The organism is Stenotrophomonas sp. 10N36 (genome assembly GCF_056395005.1).
Genome location: NZ_JBFTIS010000022.1, coordinates 25019 through 49721 on the forward strand (window position 1 = coordinate 25019; position 24703 = coordinate 49721).

At 67.9% G+C, this 24703-nt stretch carries 18 protein-coding genes; 12 read left to right on the top strand and 6 right to left on the bottom strand.

Annotated features, from left to right (window positions below):
- The first annotated feature begins 168 nt into the window (after nt 1-168).
- The gene (locus tag AC1DCJ_RS17645; RefSeq protein ID WP_478071544.1) at nt 169-3348 is read left to right on the top strand and encodes a TonB-dependent receptor; all 3180 of its coding nucleotides are present in this window, start codon (nt 169-171) and stop codon (nt 3346-3348) included.
- A gap of 151 nt (nt 3349-3499) precedes the next feature.
- Complete coding sequence (locus AC1DCJ_RS17650) at nt 3500-7318, top strand: LamG-like jellyroll fold domain-containing protein (RefSeq protein WP_478071545.1); 3819 nt, start codon at nt 3500-3502, stop codon at nt 7316-7318.
- 33 nt (nt 7319-7351) lie between these two features.
- On the opposite strand, the gene AC1DCJ_RS17655 is transcribed toward AC1DCJ_RS17650, so the two are convergent.
- The 5 genes from AC1DCJ_RS17655 to AC1DCJ_RS17675 all read right to left on the bottom strand — a co-directional run bounded on the left by AC1DCJ_RS17655 (nt 7352) and on the right by AC1DCJ_RS17675 (nt 12439).
- A complete protein-coding gene (locus tag AC1DCJ_RS17655) occupies nt 7352-8191 on the bottom strand; it encodes a PhzF family phenazine biosynthesis protein (RefSeq protein WP_478071546.1) in 840 nt (279 codons plus the stop codon).
- Nucleotides 8192-8255: 64 nt separating this feature from the next.
- Complete coding sequence (locus AC1DCJ_RS17660; RefSeq protein ID WP_137191452.1) at nt 8256-8846, bottom strand: cysteine dioxygenase family protein; 591 nt, start codon at nt 8844-8846, stop codon at nt 8256-8258.
- A 116-nt stretch (nt 8847-8962) separates the two neighbouring features.
- The gene (locus tag AC1DCJ_RS17665; protein ID WP_478071547.1) at nt 8963-9826 is read right to left on the bottom strand and encodes a rhamnogalacturonan acetylesterase; all 864 of its coding nucleotides are present in this window, start codon (nt 9824-9826) and stop codon (nt 8963-8965) included.
- Nucleotides 9826-11448, bottom strand: a complete 1623-nt coding sequence (locus AC1DCJ_RS17670; RefSeq protein ID WP_478071548.1) for a carboxylesterase/lipase family protein — start codon at nt 11446-11448, stop codon at nt 9826-9828. The genes AC1DCJ_RS17665 and AC1DCJ_RS17670 overlap by 1 nt, the downstream gene beginning before the upstream one ends.
- Nucleotides 11441-12439 carry an alpha/beta hydrolase gene (locus AC1DCJ_RS17675; protein WP_478071549.1) on the bottom strand — a complete coding sequence of 333 codons (999 nt, stop codon included), beginning with the start codon at nt 12437-12439 and terminating at the stop codon, nt 11441-11443. The genes AC1DCJ_RS17670 and AC1DCJ_RS17675 overlap by 8 nt, the downstream gene beginning before the upstream one ends.
- A gap of 152 nt (nt 12440-12591) precedes the next feature.
- On the opposite strand from AC1DCJ_RS17675, the gene AC1DCJ_RS17680 reads away from it, so the two are divergent.
- The 10 genes from AC1DCJ_RS17680 (at nt 12592) to AC1DCJ_RS17725 (ending at nt 23328) form a co-directional block, all read left to right on the top strand.
- Nucleotides 12592-13413, top strand: a complete 822-nt coding sequence (locus tag AC1DCJ_RS17680) for a 2-keto-4-pentenoate hydratase (RefSeq protein WP_137191449.1) — start codon at nt 12592-12594, stop codon at nt 13411-13413.
- Nucleotides 13414-13450: 37 nt separating this feature from the next.
- The gene (locus AC1DCJ_RS17685; RefSeq protein ID WP_478071550.1) at nt 13451-14455 is read left to right on the top strand and encodes a TRAP transporter substrate-binding protein; all 1005 of its coding nucleotides are present in this window, start codon (nt 13451-13453) and stop codon (nt 14453-14455) included.
- Between the two features lie 12 nt (nt 14456-14467).
- Nucleotides 14468-15004: a TRAP transporter small permease gene (locus tag AC1DCJ_RS17690; RefSeq protein WP_137191447.1), complete on the top strand. Its 537-nt coding sequence runs from the start codon at nt 14468-14470 to the stop codon at nt 15002-15004.
- Between the two features lie 3 nt (nt 15005-15007).
- Nucleotides 15008-16291, top strand: coding sequence for a TRAP transporter large permease (locus AC1DCJ_RS17695; RefSeq protein WP_137191446.1), 1284 nt, complete (start codon nt 15008-15010; stop codon nt 16289-16291).
- Complete coding sequence (gene pelA, locus AC1DCJ_RS17700) at nt 16264-17421, top strand: pectate lyase (RefSeq protein ID WP_478071551.1); 1158 nt, start codon at nt 16264-16266, stop codon at nt 17419-17421. Before AC1DCJ_RS17695 ends, pelA begins: the two co-directional genes overlap by 28 nt.
- A 37-nt stretch (nt 17422-17458) precedes the next feature.
- A complete protein-coding gene (locus AC1DCJ_RS17705; protein ID WP_478071552.1) occupies nt 17459-19039 on the top strand; it encodes a family 43 glycosylhydrolase in 1581 nt (526 codons plus the stop codon).
- A gap of 43 nt (nt 19040-19082) precedes the next feature.
- Nucleotides 19083-20141: a LacI family DNA-binding transcriptional regulator gene (locus AC1DCJ_RS17710; RefSeq protein ID WP_051599021.1), complete on the top strand. Its 1059-nt coding sequence runs from the start codon at nt 19083-19085 to the stop codon at nt 20139-20141.
- Between the two features lie 233 nt (nt 20142-20374).
- Complete coding sequence (kduI, locus tag AC1DCJ_RS17715) at nt 20375-21223, top strand: 5-dehydro-4-deoxy-D-glucuronate isomerase (protein ID WP_141059009.1); 849 nt, start codon at nt 20375-20377, stop codon at nt 21221-21223.
- Nucleotides 21224-21289: 66 nt separating this feature from the next.
- Entirely contained in the window at nt 21290-22045 is a 756-nt protein-coding gene (gene kduD / locus AC1DCJ_RS17720; protein ID WP_038691455.1) for a 2-dehydro-3-deoxy-D-gluconate 5-dehydrogenase KduD, read from the top strand.
- Nucleotides 22046-22224: 179 nt separating this feature from the next.
- Nucleotides 22225-23328: a GDSL-type esterase/lipase family protein gene (locus tag AC1DCJ_RS17725; protein WP_478071553.1), complete on the top strand. Its 1104-nt coding sequence runs from the start codon at nt 22225-22227 to the stop codon at nt 23326-23328.
- Between the two features lie 30 nt (nt 23329-23358).
- On the opposite strand, the gene AC1DCJ_RS17730 is transcribed toward AC1DCJ_RS17725, so the two are convergent.
- The gene (locus AC1DCJ_RS17730; RefSeq protein WP_478071554.1) at nt 23359-24036 is read right to left on the bottom strand and encodes a DMP19 family protein; all 678 of its coding nucleotides are present in this window, start codon (nt 24034-24036) and stop codon (nt 23359-23361) included.
- Between the last annotated feature and the right edge of the window lie 667 nt (nt 24037-24703).

The window sequence follows — 24703 nt, forward strand, 5'->3', positions numbered from 1 at the left end:
GCACGCTGCTGCGGCGCAAGATGCCGCCGCGTGAAGGGTTTGTTACGTTTCGGATGACCAACGGTGTCACAGCGGCACATGCGCGACAGACGCTCCGGGGGAGGCCGGACGTCCATGACTCATCACCATCACGCTCGCATGGCGGCGCACCTTGGAAGGAAACACACGATGGATCGACCGTTCTCCTGTAAAAAGACACCGGTTACCGTGCTTGCGGTCGCCATTGCATTCGCCCTGCAGGGTACCGCTGGCATCGCCGCGGCCCAGCAGACGCCGGAAGCGGCGGCCGCACTCAACGCGGTGGACCTGGACAAGGTGGAGGTCAAAGCCACCTACCGCGAAAGCCTGCAGCAGTCGCTGGATGAAAAGCGCTACAGCGTCGAGCAGGTGGATGCGATCTACGCCGAAGACATCGGCAAGTTCCCCGATCTGAACCTGGCCGAGTCGATGCAGCGCATTGCCGGCGTGTCGATCGACCGCGAAGGCGGCGAAGGCCAGCAGATCTCCGTGCGCGGCCTGGGCTCGGACTTCACCCGCGTGCGCATCAACGGCCTGGAAGCACTCTCCACCGCCGGCAGCGGCACCACCGGGGTCAACCGAAGCCGCGGTTTCGACTTCAACACCTTTGCCTCCGAACTCTTCAGCCGGGTCAAGATCAACAAGACCCAGTCGGCGCAGACAGACGAAGGCTCGCTGGGCGCTACGGTCGACCTGCGCGGTTCGCGCCCGTTCGACTTCGAGGGCTTTCAGGCATCGCTCGGCGGCCAGTACGGTTACAACGAGCTCTCCAAGAACAAAGACCCGCGCATCTCCGGGCTGATCAGCAACACCTGGGCCGACGGCCGGGTCGGCGCGCTGATGTCGGTGGCCTACAGCAAGCGCACCATCTTCGAGGAAGGCTACAACCCGGTCCGCTGGGAGCACGGCAACTACCGCAACTCCAACCAGAGCACCGCGGCCAACAACGGCACCTACGGCTTCTGCAGCCCGGCCGGCTACGACCCGCAGACCCCGCGCAATCCGCTGGCCAATGAAACCGCCGCCGGTGTGGGCAGCGCCGCCAACCAGGCGCGCAGCAACGGCTGGGGCAGCTACGGTATCGATGCCACCCACTGCGGCCCCGGCCTGGACCGGCCCGCCGCCACGGCCGAGAACATCGCCGCCTACGAGACCGCGACCAACGCGTGGATCCCGCGCTACCCGCGCTACGTCCGCACCGAACACGAGATCGAGCGCCTGGGCGTCACCGGCGCGCTGCAGTTCAAGGTCAGCGACGACACCCAGTTGAACCTGGACGTGCTGTATTCCAAGCTCGACAAGGACGTGCGCGAAGACTCCATCGGCGCCAACCTGCACCGCACCGCGCAGTACGGCGGCAAGACCCAGATCGTGGTCCGCGAGGCGCAGGCCGATGCGCAGAACCGCCTCACCTACGGCGTGTTCGACAACGTGGACTTCCGCACCGAATCCACCGCGATCGAAGAAAGCACCGAGTTCAAACAGTTCAGCCTGAACCTGGAGCACCGCTTCAACGACGCGGTGCGGCTGGACGCGGTGATCGGGCATTCCGAGTCGAACTACGAACGGCCGGTGTTCTCGATGGTCAGCTTCGACAACAGCAACCTGGACGGCTTCGTGCTGGACATGCGCAACGGCAAGGTGCCGGCGATGTCGTTCCCGTTCGACCTCAGCGCCGTGGACAACTGGAAGTGGCTGGGCTACGGCAGCACGCCGGTCAATGCCAACGGCACCGCGCGCGGCGGCAACATCAGCGAAGTGCGTTTGAACCCGCAGTACGTCGACAACGCGTTCGACACGGCCAAGGTGGACCTCACCTTCGTCATCAATCCCACCTTCACCCTGCGCGGCGGTCTGGCCTACAAGGACTACGACATGAGCACGCAGGAGTACCGCAACATCAGTTACGGGCGCCTGTCGCAGGCGCTGCCCGACGGGGTCACCGTGGGTGACCTCAGCAGCTCGCTGAGCGGCTTCGGCAAGGGCATGGACGGCAGCCTGCCCAACGCGTGGCTGGTGCCGGACTTCAAGCAGATCGCCAACCTGCTGGACATCTACTGCAACTGCAACACCGGCACCCTGGGCGGCGACTACCGACTGGCCAGCGTCGGTCACTTCGGCGCGTCCAACAACAACTTCGACGTCAACGAGAAGAGCTACGGCAGCTACCTGCAGCTGGACTTCAACACCGACCTGCTGGGCCGCGCGTTCCGCGGCAACCTGGGCGTGCGCTACGTGCAGACCCGCATCACCGCCGATGGCTATGCGCCGTGTACCGCCACCAACGCCAACGATCTGTCCTCGGCCTGCGCACCGTTCTTCGGGGTGGCCAGCGCCACCGCCGACCCCGGCGAGCGCCTGCAGGTCGGTACCCGGGTCGGCCACAAGTACGACGACTGGCTGCCCTCGTTGAACCTGGCCTGGGACCTGACCGACACCTTCGTGCTGCGCTTCGGCGCGGCCAAGACCATGGCCCGCCCGACCCTGTCCAACCTGTCGCCGAGCGTCAGTGGTGGGCCCACGGCGTATTTCGACGATGACCGCGCGTACTCGATCAACCTGGGCAACCCCAAGCTGGATCCGTTCCGTTCGACCAACTACGACCTCAGCGCGGAGTGGTACTTCGACGAAGGCGCGCTGCTGTCGGCGGCGGTGTTCTACAAGGACATCGACAGCTACGTGCAGCGCACCCGCCTGATGACCACCTGGGCGGACATGGGCTATTCGCTGGATCTGCTGCCGACCGGTTTCAGCCCGGACACCGTGTTCAACGTGCAGAGCTACTTCAACACGCCCGGCGGCCCGCTCAAGGGCTATGAAGTGTCCTACCAGCAACCCTTCAGCTTCCTGCCCGGCTTCTGGCGCAACTTCGGCGTGCAGCTCAACTACACGCACGTCGAGTCGAAGATCAAATACATGTTCAGCTCGGGCACCGGCAGCACCATCGTCACCACCTACACCGAGAACGACCTGCTGAACCTGTCACCGAACTCGTACAACGCCACCCTGTACTACGACGATGGCCGCTTCAGTGCCCGCGTCTCCACCAGCTACCGCGACGCGTACATCAGCACCATCCTGTCGCAGGAAAACGTGTGGGACCTGGATGGCAAGCAGCTCGCCACCGCCGATGTGCAGGGCAAGTACAGCGTGGAGAACGTGGACTTCAACATGTCTTACAAGGTCAACAAGAACCTCTCGCTGACCTTCGAGGCGATCAACCTGCTCGACACCGCCGATGAGCGTTATGTCGATTCGGCGTTGTCGCTGCCGGACCGCTACACGCATACCGGGCGGCAGTACTACCTCGGCCTGCGCTACAAGTTCTGACCGTGCTGCGCCTGCCGCCACCTGTATCGCGCCCATCCCCGTCCTTCTCTCCGGGATGGCGGGCGCGGTGCGGGGGCGGGAGGCCACCGTGAGCCGCTGACGCCTGCTGGTGGTTCCGCTGTACTGTTTCTGCTGTCGAAAGGAAGGTCCCATGCATCGCCCTGTCGCCCCCTTGATCCGTCCCTCCCGCCTGTCGGCCAGCCTGCTGGCCCTGCTGCTTGCGGGCAGTGGCACCGCCTGGGCGCAGACCGCCCCGCAGCTGCTGTTCCACGTCTCGGCCGACCAGGGCCTGCAGGCCGACACCGCCGCAGGCGATCCGGTACCGAACTTCGTGGACAAGGTGAAGCGGGTGCCGAACGGTGCGCATGGCAGCGCGATCGAATGGGCGGATGATGGCGTGTTGTCGTGGAACGCGCCGGGCAACATCCAGGCCCAGCGCGGCACGCTGGGCTTCTTCTGGCGGTCCCGCTACGCGGTGGGCGACGCACCGTTCGTGATCTTCCGGGTCGGCTATGCCGACCACAGCAGCTGGGACATGGCGTGGCTGCGCATCGATTGGAACGGCCACGGCTTCGATGCGTTCGTCACCGATGCCAACCTGGCGCGCACGCGCGTGTCGTTCAAGCTCGACCAGAACCCCTCGCCGCAGCAGTGGCAGCACATCGCCTTCGGCTGGGACGAAAACCACGGCGTGCGCCTGTACGTGGACGGCAAGGAGGTGGCCCGCCAGGAGACCACCGCCGACTACGATGCCGCACTCGATCAGCTCGGCCTGGCCGCGCGCGTGATGGCGCCCTACCAGGTGCAGAGCCGCTACAACTTCCTGCGCGGCAGCGACTTCGACGAGATCCGCGTCTACGACCGCCTGCTCGATCCGGCCGGCATGGCCGCCCTGGCGCGCAATGCCGCGCCCGCCACCGCCGTGGCCGTACCGGAGCCGATGCGCGCCTGGCGCCACCGCCATGGCTGGGACGCCACCCCGCCGCCGGCGCTGACCACCGCCACCACGACGATCCGCAAGGTCGAGTTCGCCGATACCAAGGACCACAAACAGTGGATGTGGAAGGCGACCGACGGCATCGCCGAAACCACCTGGCCGGGCGTGTACAACCGCTCGCGCCTGCCCGGCCGCAACGACTACTTCCAGCTGCCCGACTGGAACACCTACGTCGAGGGCGGCCAGCAGCTGGACCTGACCCTGCCGGCCGGTGAGACCGTCAACCGCATCGAAGTGCGTGGCGCCGCGTTCGGCGGGCTCAGCCACAGCGCCGATGACCAGCCGCCGCAGACCCTGTTCCAGCGCCCGCAGGGCGTGGTGCGCAGCGTGAATGCCATTGCCGCCCAGACCGGCGGGGTACTGCACTTCCGCAATACCGAACAGGAAACGCCGATCCAGGAAATCTGGGCCTACCAGGTCAGCGACGCGGCCGAGCCGGACGGCACGGTAAAGCAGCGTTACCTGATCGACAGCCAGGCGCTGCCGGACTACACCAACATCGCCGCATTGCGCGACTACATTGATGGCCGCTACCCGGCCGCCGAACGCAGCACGGTGATGGCGCTGCCCAAGGGTGCCGGCGCACGCAGGCGTGCCGCCGACACGCTGCCCGCGCAGCCGCTGCCGATCGTGCACGTGCTCATTCCCTCCGGCGTCAGCGACGCACCGGCCGCGCAGCCGCTGATCCGCAGCTGGGCACACAGCTGGGAGAACATGCACGATGGCCTGGACGGCGTGGCCATCGACCTGCCCGCGCTGGACCTGCCCGCCACCCACGACGGGCTGATCCCGCTCAACATCCGCATCAAGGACCCGATCTGGCCGGCGCGCGACATGATCGACGTGTCGGTGTCGGTCAAACCGGGCCAGAAGCGCACCCTGTGGCTGGATCTGCGCGACCGCATCCTCACCGCCGACAGCCTGTGGATCTCCATCGCCTCGGCCGCACCGGGGTTCAACGCCGCGTCGCTGGACGGGGCGGAGATCCGCATGGTCTACAAGGACCGCGAGGAGGCGAAGAAGGAGCACATCGCCGACCGTTTCAACCAGGTGCGTGACAACTGGGGCTTCCTGGTCGAAGAACACACCACGTCCAAGCGGCAGCGCCTGTACGCGCGCGTCTACGCCGACCTCAGCGACCTGTTGCGGGTCGACCCGGACCACGTCAACGGCCGCCTGTACTGGAACTACATCAGCTACAACAGTCAGGGCAAACCGCCGTTCACCCAGCCGCAGGCGCCCAAGGGCGTGCCGCAGTGGGCGTTCGCGCAGACCGAAGACCTCAAGTACGTGCGCCGCTTCATCGACTGGTGGATCGACAACCGCCAGATCGCCTACGGTGATTTCGGCGGCGGCATCTCCGACGACTCCGACCTGACCCAGCAGTGGCCCGGCCTTGCGCTGATGGGCGTGCAGCCGGACAAGCTCAATGCCTCGCTGACCGCGTTGTCCGATGCGGTGTACCGCAATGGCATGTTCAGCAACGGCCTGAGCACCATCGAGACCGACGAGCTGCATGCCTACGAGGAAGGCATCAACACCAACAGCGCGATGCTTTACCTCAACTGGGGCGATCCGCTCACCGTCGAGCGGCTGATGGAAACGGTGAAGGCCTTCGACGAGCGCATCATCCTGCCCAACCCGCAGGGGCACCTGCTGTTCTCCAGTAACTGGTTCGGCGGCAACAAGGTGTACCGCGAACCGAACTGGCAATGGCAGAAGCCGTATTCCTTCCCGGTGCTGCACCCGGCCTTCCTGATCGGCCAGTACAACGCCGATCCGACCGGCCGCAAGCTGGTCACCGGGCTGGCCGACAGCTATCTGGCCCACGCCTACACCGACGACAAGGGCCGCTGGGCGCTGCCGAACGAGATCCACTGGGCCACCGGCAAGACCCGTGGCGGCGAGCTCAACAACGGCTCGGGCAGCGGCGACATCATGCATACCTTCTGGGCGGCATGGCGCTGGACCGGCGACGACAAATACCTCAAGGCGCTGGACTACCGCGTCGAGCGCGGTGGCCCGGGGGCGCTGTCCAACCTGGGCGAGAACTACGTGGAAGCACTCGGGCGCGGGGCCGAGTGGAACCCGCGCTTCATCAGCGACGCCGACGGTGGCAGCACCGGCTTCGCCAGCCTGATGGCGTGGCAGGCTACCGGCGACAAGAAGTACCTGGAAGCGCTGCACGCCGATGGCATCCAGGCCAAGGCGCAGCGCGAATACATGAACACCGAAGGCCACTGGTGGTCCGACCGTGTCGAAGCGCCAAGCGAATTCCTGCAGCGTGCACGCCTGGGTGGCATCGCGCTCAAGCGCAACCAGAGCTGGCCGGGCCACACCGTGAGCTGGCGCTTCGCCCAGCCGCAGGCTGCCGAGCAGGTCGCGCTGCTGGTGCATGCACCCTCGCCGGACCGCTTCAAGGTGATCGCCTACAACCTGGGCAAGCGCGCAGTGGATGCGGAGATGAGCACCTGGAACGTCACCGCCGGGCAATGGCGGATGACCAGCGGCGTGGACCGCAACGGCGATGACACCATCGACGGCAAGGTGACCACGCGCGATCTCACCCTGGAGCGCAGTGCCTCGACCACGCTGCGGTTCGTGCCGGGCCAGAGCCAGGTGTTCGAGTTCACGCTGGTGCAGGCCGGCACGCCGGTCGAACAGCGTGCGGACCTGGGCATCGGGCGCGGCGATGTGCGTGTGGACGGGCAACAGCTGCACGTGACCGTGCACAGCCTGGGCCACGTGGCCACCGGCGCGGGCGTGGCGGTGCTGGAAGACGCCAAGGGCCGCGAGCTGGCCCGGGTCGAGATTCCGAGCCTGCCCGCACCGAGCGACCTGCTGCCGAAGACGACGACCGTCAGCCTGCCGCTGCCGGCCGGGGAGCGCGGTGGCCTGCGCGTGCGCGTGATGCAGGCCGACGGTGCGGCGGAAGTGACCCAGCGCAACAACGTGGTGACGCTCGACCGGTAGCGCCCTGCCACGCATGGCGGCTTCGGCCGCCGATCACAGCGTGACCTGGCCCTCGATGCAGGTCACGCAGTCGCCGCCGATCCACAGCGCATCGCCTATCCGCTCCACCCGCAACCGGCCGGCGCGCCCGATCGCCGTGCCCTGGCTGATCACATAGCGGTCCGCCGCTTCACCGGTGGCCAGCAGCCAGCGCGCGATGCCGGCATTGAGGCTGCCGGTGGCCGGGTCCTCCGGTGCGCTATCGCCGGCGATGAAGGCACGGCTCTCGTACTGGGCCTCGCTGCCATCGCTGGCCAGCCACGGCCCGAACACGCCCACCTTCAGGCCCATCAGCTGCGCATAGTCCGGCTGGATCGCCAGCACCGCGGCACGATCACGCAGGCGCAGTGCCAGCCAGCCGGTGCCGTTGTCGGCCCAGCGGGCGTCCACCACGTCCTCTGCCGCCACGCCCAGGCTGCGTCGGAGGCGCTCACGCAGGTCCGGCGTCAACGCCTCGCCCCGCAGCAACGGCGGCGCCAGGAACGCCAGGCCGTCGTCGCTGCGCCGTATCCGCAGCAGCCCGATCCCGCACTCCTGCACGATCTCCGCGCCCTTCGGCACGCCGCCATGGGCCAACCACGCATGGCAGCTGCCCAAGGTGGGATGCCCGGCGAACGGCAGCTCTTCCAGCGTGGTGAAGATGCGCACGCGGTAGTCCGCCTGCGGATCGGTCGGCGGAAGCAGGAAGGTGGTCTCGCTCAGGTTGGTCCAGTGGGCGAACGCGGCCATGCGTGCGTCGTCGATGCCTTCTGCATCAAGCACCACGGCCAGCGGATTGCCCCGCAGGGGATCCTGGCTGAAGACATTGACCTGCTGGAACGGAAACGTACGCATGGCGGAACTTCGAAAGGCGGAACCGGATGATGCGCGCGGCACAGGCCACGGGTCGAGCGCAGCACTAGGCCGCGTCGGTTTCCATCACCTGCACGCGGCGCTGGTACCAGTCGCCTGCGTCGGGTTCGAAGATCGCGCTGCGGGTCATCTCGCCCTCGTACACATGCACCGAGATGGCCAGGCTGTCGTCGCTGGTATTGCGGATGGTGTGGTACTCGTGCGGCGGGATCAGGCTGCCGGCACTGCCGCAGTCGCCCAGCACCGCCGGTTCGGCACGGAAGCGGAAGCGCTCGCCATCGCGTTCGAGCAGCCGGTACTGGGTGATTTCCAGCTGACCCAGCCACACCCCTTCCACGCACCACAGCCCGCTGTGGTCGTGCAGCGGCGTGCCCTGCCCCGGCCCCCAGCTCATCGCCACGATGCTGTAGCCATGCGCGGCGCTTCGGTACAGCTCGCGGCGGGCGTAGTGGTCTTCGATGGGGTGGTGCACGCAGGCAGGCAGTTGGATGCGGCTGTCGGCGATGGCCTCGCGCAACGCGCTGCGCAGGGTGGCGGCGATCTGCTGCGGGCTCTCGTGTTGCACCGCGTGGTCGATGGCCGCGATCAGTCGATCACGGCCATGGAACGGCGGGAATGGATTGCGTTGGTCTTGCATGCCGCGAGTCTAGGCCATCGCGGTGAATGCCGTGTTTGATCTGAATCACATCCAATCGCCCCACGATCACCGAAATACCCATCCATTCGAAGGAAATCGTGGGATATGCCTATCGATCAGGGGATCAGCAGCGACCGCAAGGACGGCACCTGCCGGGCCAGTTCCTCGGTCACCAGCGTGGCAAACAGCGCCGCGCCGTCCGGGCCCAGGTGGGTGTAGTCGAAGGCGACCTTGGCTTGGCCCATCGGCTCGGTGACGGCGTTGTCCTGTGCGGCCGGTGCCCCCGCGACGGGCGCTGCCCCCACCGTCGTACCGCCCAGCGCCGCGCTGACCTGTGCCGGGGCGGCGGCCGCCTGCGCCAGCGGCATGGCCGCCACCGGGCCCAGCGCCTGCACCACCGCACGGCTGCGGGCGTGCAGGTCGACCAGCGGCACCTCCATCTCGCGTGCCACGCTGCGCACGGCCTCGGCCCAGGGCGCCAGATCGTCGATCAGCACGCCATCGGTGAACTGGCGGCGGGTCAGCGGCGTGACCAGCACCGGCTGCGCGCCCGCCGCGCGGATCTCGCGCACGTAGCGGCGCAGGTTGTCCGGGAACTCGCGCTGCAGGTCGGTCGAGCGCCCCGGCTTGCCCGGCTGGTCGTTGTGGCCGAACTGCACCAGCACCCAGGTGCGCGCGTAACCGGGCGTGCGCATCTCCGCCTGGGCCAGTGCCCAGGAGCCTTCGGCGCGGTAGTTGTAGGTGCTGCGCCCACCCCGGGCCAGGTTGGTGCAGGTCAGGAACGAGGTCACGTGGCGCGCGCAGAAGGCCGGGCCCCAGCCCCCCTGCACGGCGGTGGTGGAATCGCCGACCAGCACGATCTTGCTGGCGCGGATCGGCGTCGGGGGCGGACGATCCAGCACCGCCGGATCCGCGGCCGCGTGCGCCGCGCCCAGTGCAGCGAACAGCAGGCTGCCCAGCAGCCAGATCGACGCGCGCATCAGAACGTACCGCGCTGGATGAACGGGGCCTGCTGATACAGGCGACGCTCGCCACCGCGCGGGTCGTTGGCCAGCTGCGGGGTGGCATCGAACAGCATCGTTTCGCGGCGGGCCAGCGAATAGGTCTGCCAGCGTGGCAGTCCGCCATGATTCGGATCGCCATGACGGGCGAAGGCGATCAAGGCCTCGCTCATCGTCGCTGCCACGCGCGTGGCCTCGTCGCTGTCGCCGGTGCGCGAGCCGGGGCGGTCGGTGGTGTCGAACACCAGCGGGATGTCCAGCGTGTGGAAGGCGCCGAACCTGCCGCCGTCGAGCGGCGAGCCCCAATCGAGTTGATAGGCCCAGGTGGGGGCGCCCTGGCGCGCGCGCGCCTCCAGTTCCTCCACCGCACCGCGCCATGAACGACCGGCGGTGGTGGCCGCGAAGAACACCTCCGAGGGCGTGTAGTGCGGGTACAGGCGGCGGTACTCGGCGATCACCACCGAGGGCAGCAGGTCCACGTACTGTTCTTTTTCCAGCTTGGCCGGCAGCGTCTCCCACGTGAGCGCGAAATTGGCCGGGTCGTTGCCGAGGAAGGCGCGGGTTTCATCGTGGGTGTTGCCGATCACCATCGGAATCCCGGAGGACTGCGCGGGCGCCTCCGGCCAGAACGGATGCACCGGCAACGAACGCCCGTCGAGCACCGGCCCGACGTAGAGACTGCTGTTCTCCACGCGCGACGGGTCGCGGGCACGGGTGGCGGCCAGCAGCGCCTCCATCGGCATCGTGCGCAACGCGTCGGCATCCGCCGCCCCCACCGCCTGCATCGCGATCTGCGCGCGCTGGGTGGCCGCCCGCGGGCCGGCCGCGGTGACCTGCTGCCCGCTCATGGTCCACGCGCGCTGGAACAGGCCACGCGCAGCCGGCATGGCCATCAGCGTGGCGATCTTGGCGCCGCCGCCGGACTGCCCGACCACGGTGATGTTGTCTGCATCGCCTCCGAATTCGGCGGCATGCTGGCGCACCCAGTGCAGCGCCTGCACCAGGTCGAGCTGGCCGACATTGCCCGAGTCGGCGAAGCGCGCATCGCCCAGCTGCGCCAGGTACAGATAGCCGAACACGTTGAGCCGATGGTTGACCGTGACCACCACCACGTCGCCACGCCGGCACAACGCGCTGCCGTCGTACAGCGGGTCGCTGCCGGAGCCGTTGTTGTAGGCGCCGCCATGGATGTAGAACACGATGGGCCGCTTGCCGCCGTCGCGCAGCGCCGGGGTCCATACATTGAGGTAGAGGCAGTCTTCGCTGCCCGGCCCTTCCTTGCCGGTCTGCGGGGCGGCGTTGCCGTAGTCCAGCGCATCGCGCACGCCACGCCAGGCCATCTCGGGCAGCGCCGGCTGGAACCGCCGGGGCGCGGTGTCGGCCCCATAGGGGATGCCGCGGAACACATTCACCCCCTGCTCCCGTTGCCCGCGCACGCGGCCACTGCGTACCCGGGCCAGCGGCGCGGCGTCATCGCGCGGTCCGGGCACGCCGGCGAACGCCGGCATCAGGGGCAGGCTGGTGGCACCCAGCATCAGGGCGTAGCGCGCGCTGTCGCGCAGGAAACGTCGACGCTGCAGGTCGGCGGGGGACTCACTCATGGCGCGCGGGCTCCGTGTGGCGCGAAGGGATCCAGCGCAGGGCCAGCTCGGGCCACTGCGCAACGGTCAAACCGGGCGGGATGCGCACGCCGAAGCCGTGGCCGCCCTGCGGGAACAGGTGCATTTCGGTGGACACGCCGGCCCGCAGCAACGCCTGGTAATAGACCAGGCTGTTGTGCACCGACACCACGGTGTCGTCCTGCGCATGCACCAGGAAGGTGGGCGGGGTATCGGCGCGGACGTGTTCCTGCATCGAGAACTGCTGCTGCAGCGTGCTGTCCGGATACGGCCCGAGCAGGCGCGAGCGCGAGCCGGTATGGGCATGGCTGCCCATGTCGATTACCGGGTAGATCAGCAGCGCGACATCCGGTCGCGCGCTGAGCGCATCGATGGCGTCGCGGTGCGGGTACACCGGTGCATCGAAACCGTTGCTCAGCCGCGCGGCGACATGCCCACCGGCCGAGAAGCCCATGACCCCGATACGCTGCGGATCAATCTGCCAGCGCGCGGCCCCGGCGCGGATGACCCGCATCGCGCGCTGTGCATCGGCCAGCGCCGCCTGGCGGTCGCTGCGGCCGGCGGGCAACCGATAGCGCAGCACGAACAGGGTGACCCCGCCCCCATCGACAAACGCCGGCACCAGGGCGGTGCCCTCCTTGTCCAGCACGATGCGCTGGTAGCCGCCGCCCGGCACCACCAGCAGGGCGCTGCCATTGGGGCGCGCCGGCCGGTACACCACCAGGTAAGGCGCACTGAGGTTGTCGATGTAACGGTCCGGCAGCGCCGGGTCGGTGCTGCGTTCGATCACGTTGGGCACGCTGGCCGGGCCGGTCTCACCGGGGACCTGGCCCTGTGGCCACAGTTCGATGCGATCCGGCGCACCGGCCGCCGGTTCGGTGGCCGGCACAGAACGTTCGGCCGCGCGGGCCAAGGCGAGGGGACTGGCAAGCAACAGCAGCATCAACAAGGGCAGCAACAGGGGGCGGCGCATCCGCATCGGTCCTTTCCAGTGGGGCGTACCCCGGATCGTGCCTGACGATGGCGCCTCTGATGCGCTGCACATTGCCAATGACACCGGTTTACCATATACAGCTCATCCAGCCACTGTCGATTGGCAGTGCAACATTTCTCCGGGAGACCCGCTTGAGCAACGACAACGGCAAACAGGACCTGCCAGACCACGGTTTGGGTGAGATCGCCCGCCACTTCGTCGGCGCCCGCCAACAAGGCCGATCCCTGCCGGATTTCCCGGGCACGATCCCCGCCGACCTGGTCACCGCCTACCAGGTGCAGGACCAGGCCATCGCGCTTTGGGGCGACCAGGTAGTGGGCTGGAAAGTGGGCTACATCGCCGCCGAGCGCCGCGATGCCTCGGGCGATGACCGCCTGCTGGGCCCGATTTTCTCGCGCAATCTGCAAAATGCTACCGGTGGAACAGTGGACATTCCGGTGTTCGTCGGCGGCTTCGGCGCGGTCGAGGCCGAGTACGTGATCCAGCTGCAGGAAGACGCCCCGGCCGACAAGCTGCACTGGACCCCCGAAGAGGCCGAGGCGCTGGCTGCCCGCCTGTTCATCGGCGTGGAAGTGGCCAGCAGCCCGTTGGCCACCATCAACAAACTCGGCCCGCGCGTGGTGGTGTCCGATTTCGGCAACAACAACGGCCTGGTGCTGGGTACCGAAATCGCCGACTGGACCCGCCTGGACGATGCCGACCTGCGTGCGGAAACCCGCATCGACGGTGAGGTGGTCGGTACCGGCGGTGCCACCCTGTTGCCTGGTGGCCTGCGTACCGCCTATGCCTTCGCCCTGGGCCGGTCGGCGCAGCGTGGGCGGCCGTTGAAGGCCGGCGACCTGATCGCCAGCGGCAACGCCACCGGCATCCACGACATTGCCGTAGGCCAACAGGCACTGATCCGTTTCGCCGGTTACGGCGACATTACCTGCAGGGCCATCGCTGCCGGGTAACCGCGCAGCCTTGGACAGTCCGCTTGGGAGGGCGCAGATGTTCACTCGCAGAAATTTCCTTGGCACCGGTCTGGGCGCGCTTGCCGTGCCCGCGCTGGCGGCCTGTTCGCGGTCAACGGGTAGCGCGCCGGCCGGTGCGCAGCTGCTGACCGCCACCGACGTCCATGTGGCCGACTACCCCACCGTCACCGCGGTGAAGTGGATCGGCCAGCAGCTGGAACACAAGACCGGCGGCCGCCTGAAGCTGCGCCAGTACCACTCCGGCCAGCTCGGTCGTGAGTCCGAGGCGATCGACATGGCCCGCTTCGGCGCCATCGACATCACCCGGGTCTACTCCGGTGCACTCAACAACGCCTTTCCGCTGACCCAGGCGCTGTGCCTGCCCTACGTGTTCGAGTCGGTGGCGCACATGCGTCGCGCGCTGGACGGTGGCGTGGCCGACGCCGTGCTGAAGGGCTTCGAGACCCGCGACCTGGTCGGCCTGGCCATCTACGATTCGGGCGCGCGCTGCTTCTACAACACCAAGCACCCCATCGTGGAGCCCAAGGACCTGCACGGCCTGAAGCTGCGCGTGGCGTCGTCGGACATCTTCATCCAGTTGATGCGCCTGCTGGGTGCCAACCCGACCCCGATGTCGCTGGGCGACACCTTCTCGGGCATGGAAACGCACATGATCGACGGTGCGGAAAACAACATGCGCAGCTTCCATTCCAGCCGTCATTTCGAGGCCGCGCATTACTGGTCGCAGAGCGACCATTCCTACGCGCCGGACGTGCTGCTGATGTCGCGGCAGAGCCTGGAGGCGCTCACCCCGGCCGACCGCGCGCTGGTGATCGAGACCGCGCGTGAGTCGGTCACGGTGATGCGCCAGCAGTGGGATGCCTCGGAGAACACCGCCCGCCAGGCCGTGGCCGACTTCGGCATCAAATTCAACGCCGTCGACATGCCGGCCTTCCGCAAGGCCGCCGATCCGCTGCTGCAGCAGTACCTGCAGCAGCCGGCGCTGGCCGCGCTTACCCGTCGCATCCGCGACTTCGCCTGAGGCCCCGACGCGATGTCCGACCCGACTTCCGAAACCCCCGTCATCGTCAGCGCGCCACAGCGCCTGCTCAACGTCATCGCCGATGTGGCGATCTACATTGCCGTCATCGCCCTGCTGGGGCTGGTGGTGGTGCAGGGCTGGCAGGTATTCGCACGCTACGTCATCAACGATTCGCCCAGCTGGACCGAGCCGGTCACGCTGCTGCTGCTGGCCACCGCGATGAGCCTGGGCGCGGCCACCGGCGTGCATACCCGCCGCCACTTCGGCTTCTTCCTGCTGGCCGCGCACATGGGCCCGGGCCTGCGCCGCGCGGTGGACGTGTTCGCCGCGCTGGTGGTGGCCGTGCTCGGTACCGTGATTGCCTGGTGGGCCGCGGTGCTGCTGCTGGACGGCCTGGACATCAAGGCGGCCGGCGCCAACCTGCCGCAGAGCATCAACTACCTGCCGCTGTCCATTGGCGGCGCACTGATGGCGATCTTCGCCGTGAACCAGATGGTGCAGGCCGTGCTGCCCGTCGACGCCGACACCGTTGCCGAGGGAGACCGCTGAGCCATGGGTATCACGATCCTGTTTACCGTTTTCGCGGTGCTGCTGCTGCTGGGCGTGCCGGTGGCCTATGCGCTGGCCGCCGCCGCCCTGGCCACGCTGTGGTACCTGGACCTGCCCACCCTGGTGCTGGTCCAGCAGATCTCCGCCGGCACTGGCTCGGCCTCGCTGATCGCCATTCCCTTGTTCATCTTCGCCGGTGAAATCATGATGCGCGGCGGCATCTCCGAACGCCTGATCTCGCTGGCGTCCTCGCTGGTGGGGCGCATGCGCGGGGGCCTGGGCCAGGTGTCGATCCTGTCCTCGCTGTTCTTCGGTGGCGTGTCCGGTTCGGCCATCGCCGATGTCTCGGCGGTGGGCGGCACGATGATTCCGCAGATGGTCAAGCGCGGCTACGACCGCGACTTTGCGGTCAACGTAAGCATCACCGCCGCGCTGGTCGCGCTGCTGGTGCCGCCGTCGCACAACCTGATCCTGTTCTCGGCCGCAGCCGGCGGTGGGCTGTCGATCGCGGATCTGTTCGCGGCCGGCATCGTGCCGGCGCTGCTGATGACGGTCGTGCTGATGATCACCGGTTACATGGTGGCACGCCGCCGCGGTTACGGCGTGGAGATCTTCCCGGGCTGGCGCGCGGTGCTGCTGCGGCTGGTCTCGGCGCTGCCGGGCCTGGGCCTGGTCGCCTTGATCTTCATCGGTATCCGCGCGGGCATCTTCACCGCGGTGGAAAGCGCGGCCATCGCCGTGGTCTACGCCCTGCTGGTCACCACCGTGCTGTACCGCCAGCTCAACTGGCGCGAGTTCCTGGGCACGGTGACCCATGCGGCGCGCAGCACCGGTGTGATCCTGTTCGTGATCGCCACCGCCGCGGTGTTCGGCTGGCTGCTGGCCTACCTGGAAGTGCCCGCGGCCGCGGTGAACTTCCTGCAGTCCTTCGCGCACAGCCAGTTCATGGTGCTGTTGATGATCGTGGTGATGCTGTTGCTGCTGGGTACCTTCATGGACCTGGCACCGATGATCCTGATCTGCACGCCGATCTTCCTGCCGGTGGCCAAGGCCTACGGCATCGATCCGATCCACTTCGGCCTGGTGCTGGTGCTGACCGGTGGTCTGGGCCTGGTGACGCCGCCGGTGGGCTCGGTGCTGTTCATCGGCACCGCGATCGGCAAGATCAGCGTGGGCGAGAGCATGCGCTCGATCTGGCCATTCTGGTTCGCCGCCTTGGGCGTACTGCTGATCGTGACCTTCTTCCCGGAAATGTCGCTGTGGCTGCCCGCCCTGCTGCGCGCGTAAACGTGCGGCGGCTCGCGGTCCTGCTGTGGATCGCCCTGCCCTGCGCCGTGATGGCGCAGGGCCAGGACATCCCGCTGCGCGGCTTCCAGGACGGCATCAATCACTGGCAGAGTGGGCACGGCACGGACTACCCGCGCTATCGTCCGGATCAGTACCGGCAGATTGCCGACAACCTGGTCGTGCTGCAGCGGCGTGGTGGGGGCTGGGCGGTCAACCAGGATCCGCAGCGGATCCTCGATGATGCCGCCAGGGCACAGGTGCTGGCCGACAAGGCGACGCCCGGCGGCAGCTTCGACAACCGCAACATCTACACCCAGGTCAGCTACCTGGCCGACGCCTTCGCGCGCAGCGGCGATGCCCGCTACCGCGACGCAGCCGTGCGTGGCCTGGACTTCATCCTCGCCGAGCAGATTCCCACCTGTGGTGGCTGGCCGCATTCGGTGCCGTCGCGCACCGCGTACCACGGCCACATCACCTTCGCCGACGACGTCACCAGTGGCGTGCTGACCACGCTGCGGCGCGTGCTGCGCGAGCCGGTGTTCGGCTTCATCACTGCCGATCAGCGTGCCCGCGTGGACGCCGCCGTGACCGCCGGGGATGCCTGCCTGCTGCGCCTGCAGGTGCGCCAGGACGGCGTGCCGACCATCTGGGCCGGGCAGTACGACCGCACCACCCTGCTGCCCGCGCAGGGCCGCAAGTTCGAACTGCCGGCGCTGGTCACCGACGAGAGTGTCGGCGTGGTCCGCTACCTGATGTCGATCCCGGACCCGTCGCCGGCGGTGGTCACCGCCATCAACGCCGCCATGGCGTGGTTCCAGGCGCACGCAGTGACCGGGTGGCGGCTGGAGACGTTCGAGACGACCCCGGCGCAGTTCCAGTTCCATCGCACCACCGTCGACCGCCGCCTGGTCGCCGACGCTGGCGCGCCGCTGCTGTGGGGGCGCTTCCACGACCTGCAGGACAGTTCGGTGCTGCTGGCCAACCGCGAGGGCGAACGGGTGGCCCGCTTCGAAGAGATTCCGCGTGAGCGCCGCACCGGCTACCACTGGTACGGCACCTGGCCGCAGGCCCTGATCACCACCGACTACCCGCGCTGGCAACAGCGCACCGCCGGGACCGGGGCGCGCTGAGCGCGGCCGGCCCACGCTACGTTCAAGGAGACACACGATGCGTTTGAGGACGACCCTGGCCAGCTTCGCCACCGCCTGCCTGCTGCTGGCAGGCGCCGGCCACGCCGCCGAGCCTGCCACCGCCTGGAAGCGCGGGATCGAGAACCAGCGCCAGGCCGACCTGGGCAACGGCACCTTCCTCAACCCGGTGTTCGCCGGCGACCGGCCGGACCCCTCGGTGCTCAAGGATGGGCAGGACTACTACCTCACCCTGTCCTCGTTCGATGCCTACCCCGGCCTGCCGATCTGGCACTCGCGCGATCTGGTCAACTGGCAGCCGCTGGGCCATGCCATCACCAGGAACGTGGGGGCGATCTGGGCGCCGGACATCGTCAAGCACGGCAGCCGCTACTACATCTATTTCCCGGCCCGCACCGGCGAGACGCGCAGCAACTTCGTGGTCTGGGCCGACAGCATCAAAGGCCCGTGGAGCGAGCCGATCGACATCGGGCTGGGGGCCTACATCGACCCGGGCCACGCGGTGGGCGAAGACGGCAAGCGCTACCTGTTCCTCAGCGGCGGCGACTACGTGCAGCTGGCCGACGACGGGCTGAGCGTGGTCGGCACGCCCAAGCACGTGTACGACGGCTGGAAGTACCCGGAAAGCTGGGACGTGGAGGCCTACGCGCAGGAAGGCCCGAAGATCAATTTCCGCGATGGCTGGTACTACATGACCACCGCCGTGGGCGGCACCGCCGGCCCGCCCACCGGGCACATGGTGATCACCGCGCGCTCGCGCTCGATCCACGGCCCGTGGGTGAATGCCCCCAACAACCCGATCATGCGCACCCGGTCGGCCGCCGAGCCGTGGTGGTCGCGCGGCCACGCCACGGTGATCGAAGGCACCGACGGGCGCTGGTGGATGATGTACCACGGCTACGAGAACGGGTACTGGACGCTGGGCCGCCAGGCCCTGCTGGAGCCGATCGAATGGACCGCCGATGGCTGGTTCGTGGCCAAGGGCGGCGACCTCGGGCAGCCGCTGGCCAAGCCCTCGGGCAGCTCGGTGGGCCCGCACGGCATGGCGCTGTCCGACGATTTCCGCGGCACGCGCCTTGGCCCGCAGTGGTCGTTCTTCAACCCGGCCCAGGACGAGTACGCCCGGCTGGACTTCACCGGCAAGGGCCTGGTGCTGCAGGGCAAGGGTGAAACGCCCCGCGACAGCTCGCCGCTGACGGCCATCGCCGGCGACACGGCCTACCAGTTCGAGGTCGAGATGCACGTCGCCCCGGGCGCGGTGGGCGGTGCCCTGCTCTACTACAGCGACCGCCTGTACGTGGGCGTGGGCAGCAACGGCGAGAAGTTCATCATGCACCGCTACGGCGAGGAGCGCCCCACCCGGCTGGCCCCCAGCGCCACCGGCGGCACGCTGTGGCTGCGGGTGACCAACAACCGTCACATCGTCACCCTTCACTCCAGCACCGACGGCAAAACCTGGCAGAAGTACCCGGTTCAGATGGAAGTCTCCGGCTACCATCACAATGTGGCGGGCAAGTTCCTGGCCCTGAAGCCGGCCCTGTACGCTGCCGGCCAGGGCAAGGTGGAGTTCCGCAATTTCCGCTACCGCGCCCTCGATTGAGCTGCCCGCTAGAATCCCCTGACTCATCCCCGGTTTGAACGACATGTCATTGCGCAGCAAAACCGATCCGTCGCCGCACGGATTGACCAAAGGCAAGGCCGCCACGATCAACGACATCGCGCGCCTGTCCGGGGTGTCCAAGAAGACCGTCTCGCGCATCATCAACAACTCGCCGCTGGTGCGTAAAGACACCCGCGACAAGGTGGAAGCATTGATGCGCGAGGTGGGCTACACGCCCGACCCGCTGGCGCGTGGGCTGGCCTTCCGGCGCTCGTTCCTGATCGGCATGGTCTACGACAACCCCACCGCGCAGTACATCGTGGACATGCAGTACGGCGCGCTGGACGCGCTGCGCGGTTCCAGTTTCGAACTGGTGGTGCACCCCTGCGACTCGCGCAGCCCCGGCTACATCGATGGCGTGCGCCGCTTCGTGCAGCAGCAGAAGCTGCATGGCGTGATCCTGGTGCCGCGTGCGTCGGAAGACCAGGCGCTGGTGGACATGCTCGATGAGATCGGCGTCCGCTTCACCCGCATCGCCTCGCTGCCGCTGGACGACACCTCGCAGATGGTGGTCACCCACGACCGCGACGGCGCCGCCGAAGCCGCCGACTACCTGCTCTCGCTGGGCCACCGCGACATCGCGCTGGTGACCGGCCCGAGCGCCTACCGTTCGGCGCACGAGCGCACCGCCGGCTTCATCGATGCGCTGGCCAAGCGCGGCATCGAGCTGCCCCCGGCGCGCATCGTCGAGGCCGGCTACACCTTCGAATCGGGCGTGGCCGCCGCCGAAAAGCTGCTGCTGGGCAAGCAGCGCCCCACCGCCATCTTCACCGGCAACGATGAAATGGCCGCCGGCATCTACAAGGTCGCCCTGCGCGCGGGCATCAACATTCCGCGCCAGCTGTCGATCATCGGCTACGACGACAGCCCGCTGGCCTCGCGCCTGTGGCCGTCGCTGACCTCGGTGCGCCGCCACACCCGCGACACCGGGCGTACCGCCGCGGCCATGCTGATCCAGCCCGACGGCCAGGCCGCGCTGCAGATCGCCAGCGTGCGCCCGCACCTGATCGTGCGCGACTCCTGCCAACCGCCCGAGGATTGACCCCAAAGGGGTCAATCCTCGGTAGGTCACGACCGTTGGTCGTGACGCTTCTTCGGTCGTCACCCTTGTTCTGAGGTGTCGCCCCCCTGTCGTCTCGCCTCCCGTCCCGACCCCGCCCCGGGCCATCCGGCGCTATCGTGCAACGCAAAATGACACCGGTTTACCAAGTCGCTACACTTTGACCAAATCGCGCCGGGGCCGACCTGCTGCCCCACCCCTGCTCTGGAGACGCCATGTACTGCAAGACCCACTACGCCACCCATCCCGACGCCATCAAGGGCGCCAGCAATGACGACCTGCGCGAGCTGTACCTGCTCGACGGCCTGTTCAACGCCGATGCGGTGACGCTGAAGTACACCCACTACGAGCGCTTCGTGCTCGGCGGTGCGGCCCCGGTCAACGGCCCGCTGTCGCTGCCCAAGCAGACCGAGCCGGCCTCGGCCGCCGGCCATCCGTTCCTGGAGCGTCGCGAGCTGGGCATCATCAACGTCGGCGCTGGCAGCGGCACCGTCACCGTGGACGGCACCGTGTTCCAGCTCGGCCCGAAGGACGGCCTGTACGTGGCCATGGGCAGCGTGGACGTGGTGTTCGCCTCCGATGACGCCGCCACCCCGGCGCAGTTCTATCTGGCGTCAACGCCGGCGCATGCGCGCTTTGAAACCAAGCAGCTGTCGATCAAGGACGCCGTGGCCCTGGATCGCGGCGCGCTGGAAACCAGCAACGAGCGCACCATCTACCAGTACATCGTGCCGGCCACCTGCCAGTCCTCGCAGCTGCTGCTGGGCCTGACCGTGCTCAAGCCGGGCAGCGTCTGGAACACCATGCCGCCGCACCTGCACGACCGTCGCAGCGAAGTGTATTTCTACTTCGACCTGGGCCAGAACGACCGCGTGTACCACTTCATGGGCGAGCCCGAAGCGCAGCGCCACATCGTCATCCAGAACAACGAAGCGGTGGTGTCCCCGCCGTGGTCGATCCACATGGGCGCCGGCACCAGCAACTACGCCTTCATCTGGGCGATGGGCGGCGAAAACCTGGATTACACCGACATGCACGTGCTGGACATCTGCCAGCTCAAGTGACCCCCGCACGCCGCCCGCATCGCGCGGGCGGCGTCTGTGCCGCATTGGAAAAGGACCGCATACGCAATGGCTAATCCGTTCAGTCTGGAAGGCAAGGTCGCCCTGGTCACCGGTGGCAACACCGGCCTGGGGCAGGGCATCGCCGTGGCATTGGCGCAGGCCGGTGCCGACGTCGCCGTGGCCGGCATCCAGCCGCCCACCGAGACCATCGCCGCCATCACTTCGCTGGGCCGTCGCTGCCTGGCCATCGAAGCCAACCTGATCAGCATCGAGCCGGTCGAGCGGGTCATCCGCGAAACCATCGAAGGCCTCGGCGGCCTGGATATCCTGGTCAACAACGCCGGCCTGATCCGCCGCGCCGACGCGGTGGACTTCAGCGAGCAGGACTGGGACGACGTGATGAACGTCAACATCAAGTCCGCGTTCTTCATCTCGCAGGCCGCCGGCCGGCATTTCATCGCCCAGGGCCGCGGCAAGATCATCAACATCGCCTCGATGCTGTCCTTCCAGGGCGGTATCCGCGTGCCGTCGTACACGGCCAGCAAGAGCGGCATCGCCGGCATCACCCGTCTGCTCGCCAACGAATGGGCCAGCAAGGGCATCAACGTCAACGCGATCGCCCCGGGCTACATGGCGACCGACAATACCGCCGCGCTGCGCGCCGACGAGGACCGCAACAAGTCCATCCTCGACCGCATTCCGGCCGCACGCTGGGGTACCCCGGAAGACCTCGGCGGCACCGCCGTGTTCCTGGCCTCCAGCGCCTCGGATTACGTCAACGGCGCGGTGCTGCCGGTTGATGGCGGCTGGCTAGCTCGGTAAGCGACACCACCGAACGATGCGCCCACGCGGGCAGACGATGGGCGCCCTTGGGCGCCCATCTGTCATTCAGGCACCCCATCTGCCCGGTAGTGCCGGCCGCTGGCCGGCAGCTCTCAGGCACCCCATCTGCCCGGTAGTCCCGGCCGCTGGCCGGCAGCTCTCCACCCAGGAGCATGACCATGCTGCGTTTGCTGTTGTCCCTGTCGCTGCTGCTCGCCGCCCCCAGCGCGCTATGCGCGCCACACCGCATCTTCATTGCCGGGGATTCCACCGCCGCCGCGTACGGCCCGGAGCGCGCGCCACAGGCCGGCTGGGGGCAGGCATTGCAGACCTATCTCGATCCCACCGTGTGGGAGGTCCGCAACCACGCCAAGGGCGGCCGCAGCACGCGCAGCTTCATCGACGAGAAACGCCTGGACGCCATCGCCGCCGAGCTCCAGCGCGGCGATGTGCTGCTGATCCAGTTCGGCCATAACGACGCCAAGTTCGAAGACCCCACGCGCTACACCGAACCCGGCAGTGCGTACCCGCAGTACCTCATGCGCTACGTGCAGCTGGCCCGCGACAAGGGCGCCACGCCGGTGCTGATCACCCCGGTGGCGCGGCTGCTGTACGACTTCGGCTCACTGCTGGACACCCATGCGCTGTACACCCAGGCGATGAAGCAGCTGGCCACGCGCGAGCAGGTGGCGCTGATCGACCTCAACGACAGCTCCACGCGCTGGATCCGCGGGCTGGGCGAGCAGGGTGCCAAGCCGTATTTCATGTTCGTGCCCGAGCAGAACAAGGCCGATGGCACGCACTTCAGCACCGCCGGTGCGAATGCCGTGGCATGCCTTGTGGTGCGCGACTGGGTTGCGTTGCAGCCCACGCTGAAACCCGCGCTGAAACGCGATATCGATTGCGACGTGCGCAGCGCAGGGCAGGGCGCGGATGCATCCAAACCCTCGCGCGTGGTGCACGAGCGCGACATCGCGATCACCCAGCCTGGTCCGCATGGTGGCGCCGGCCCCACCACCGCGTATGCGTTCTTCGCCGACGACACCGACCTGCCGTTCGTGCTGCGCAAGCGCGTGCTGCACAAGGGCGCCGGCATCGGCCTGCACCCGCAGCACAAGGACGAGATCTACTACATCGTCAGCGGGCGTGGCAGCTATGTGCTGGACGGCAAACAACACGACGTGGCGGCAGGCGACGCGCTGCTGACCCGCACCGGCAGCCTGCATGCGCTGCAGCAGGTGGGCGACGATGACCTGGTGGTGTTGCTGGCCTATCCCCGGTAGGTACCGACCGTTGGTCGGCACCGGCCGTACTCACGGCTGCGGGCCGGCATCCGGTTCCGGCCCGAAATGCAGCACGCCGAGCCTGGCCAGGTCCTCGGGGCGTGCGTAGTACGCCTCTTCGAACTGTTCCAGCGCGTCCTGCTCCGCGGGCGTCATCGCCTCGTACAGATCGCTCAACTCGGTCACCGCCGGATCATCCTCAAAACGATCCAGCAGCCCGCGCATGCCGGCCAGCGCCGCATGGGTCTGGTCCGCACCCATGGCACGCAGCCCCTGCAGGGCCAGCTGGCAGGTGGGGTCGCCCCAGTTGCACAGGAACTGCATGAAGCCGCCGTTGTTGATGTCCGCCTCCATCCGCCACAACGCCACCAGCAGCTGGTCCTGCGCTGACAGCGCATCCAGTCTCCAGTCCAGAGCGTGCAGCCGCTGCATCGCGTGCTCGTAGCGCGCATCCCACAGCAGGTCCAGCACGTAGACCATGCCGGTGGCCGACGCCGGCGACAGCGCCGGCCAGTTCGTGCCGAGGCCGTCGTCGGTCAACACCCACTGTGCACGCTGCTTCGCCGACGCCTTCTCCAGCCGCGGGTTGCGCGTGAGGAACTCACCCACCTGCGCGCCGCTTGCCAGCTGCAGGTACACGTGGGTGGCGTCGAAGTGGATGGATTGGATGCGGAACGCGGACAGAGGCATGGCGTTGGACAGCGGCACGGGAAGGTCCAAGACCTTAACAGAGCTCAATCCATCCCCCGGTAGAGCCGACCGTTGGTCGGCTGCTCCACATCCAACCCGCCCGCGGCACTGTCGCGCGAACGGCAGCCGACCAACGGTCGGCTCTACCGATCAGACTTCGCCGCTGTCTTCCAGCCTTCGCCGGATTCCTTCTGAAGCAGGCCCCCGCCAGCGGGTAGAGCCGACCGTTGGTCGGCTCCTCCACATCCAACCCGCCCGCGGCACTGTCGCGCGAACGGCAGCCGACCAACGGTCGGCTCTACCGATTCAGACGTCGCCGCGGTCTTCCAGCCTTCGCCGGTTCCCTTCTGAAGCAGGCCCAAGCCAGCGGGTAGAGCCGACCGTTGGTCGGCTGCTCCAGATCCATACCGCCCGCTGCAATGTCGCGCGAACGGCAGCCGACCAACGGTCGGCTCTACCGATCAGACGTCGCCGCCGTCTTCCAGCCTTCGCCGGTTCCCTTCTGAAGCAGGCCSCRCCAGCGGGTAGAGCCGACCGTTGGTCGGCTGCTCCACATCCAACCCGCCCGCGGCACTGTCGCGCGAACGGCAGCCGACCAACGGTCGGCTCTACCGATCAGACGTCGCCGCCGTCTTCCAGCCTTCGCCGGTTCCCTTCTGAAGCAGGCCGCACCAGCGGGTAGAGC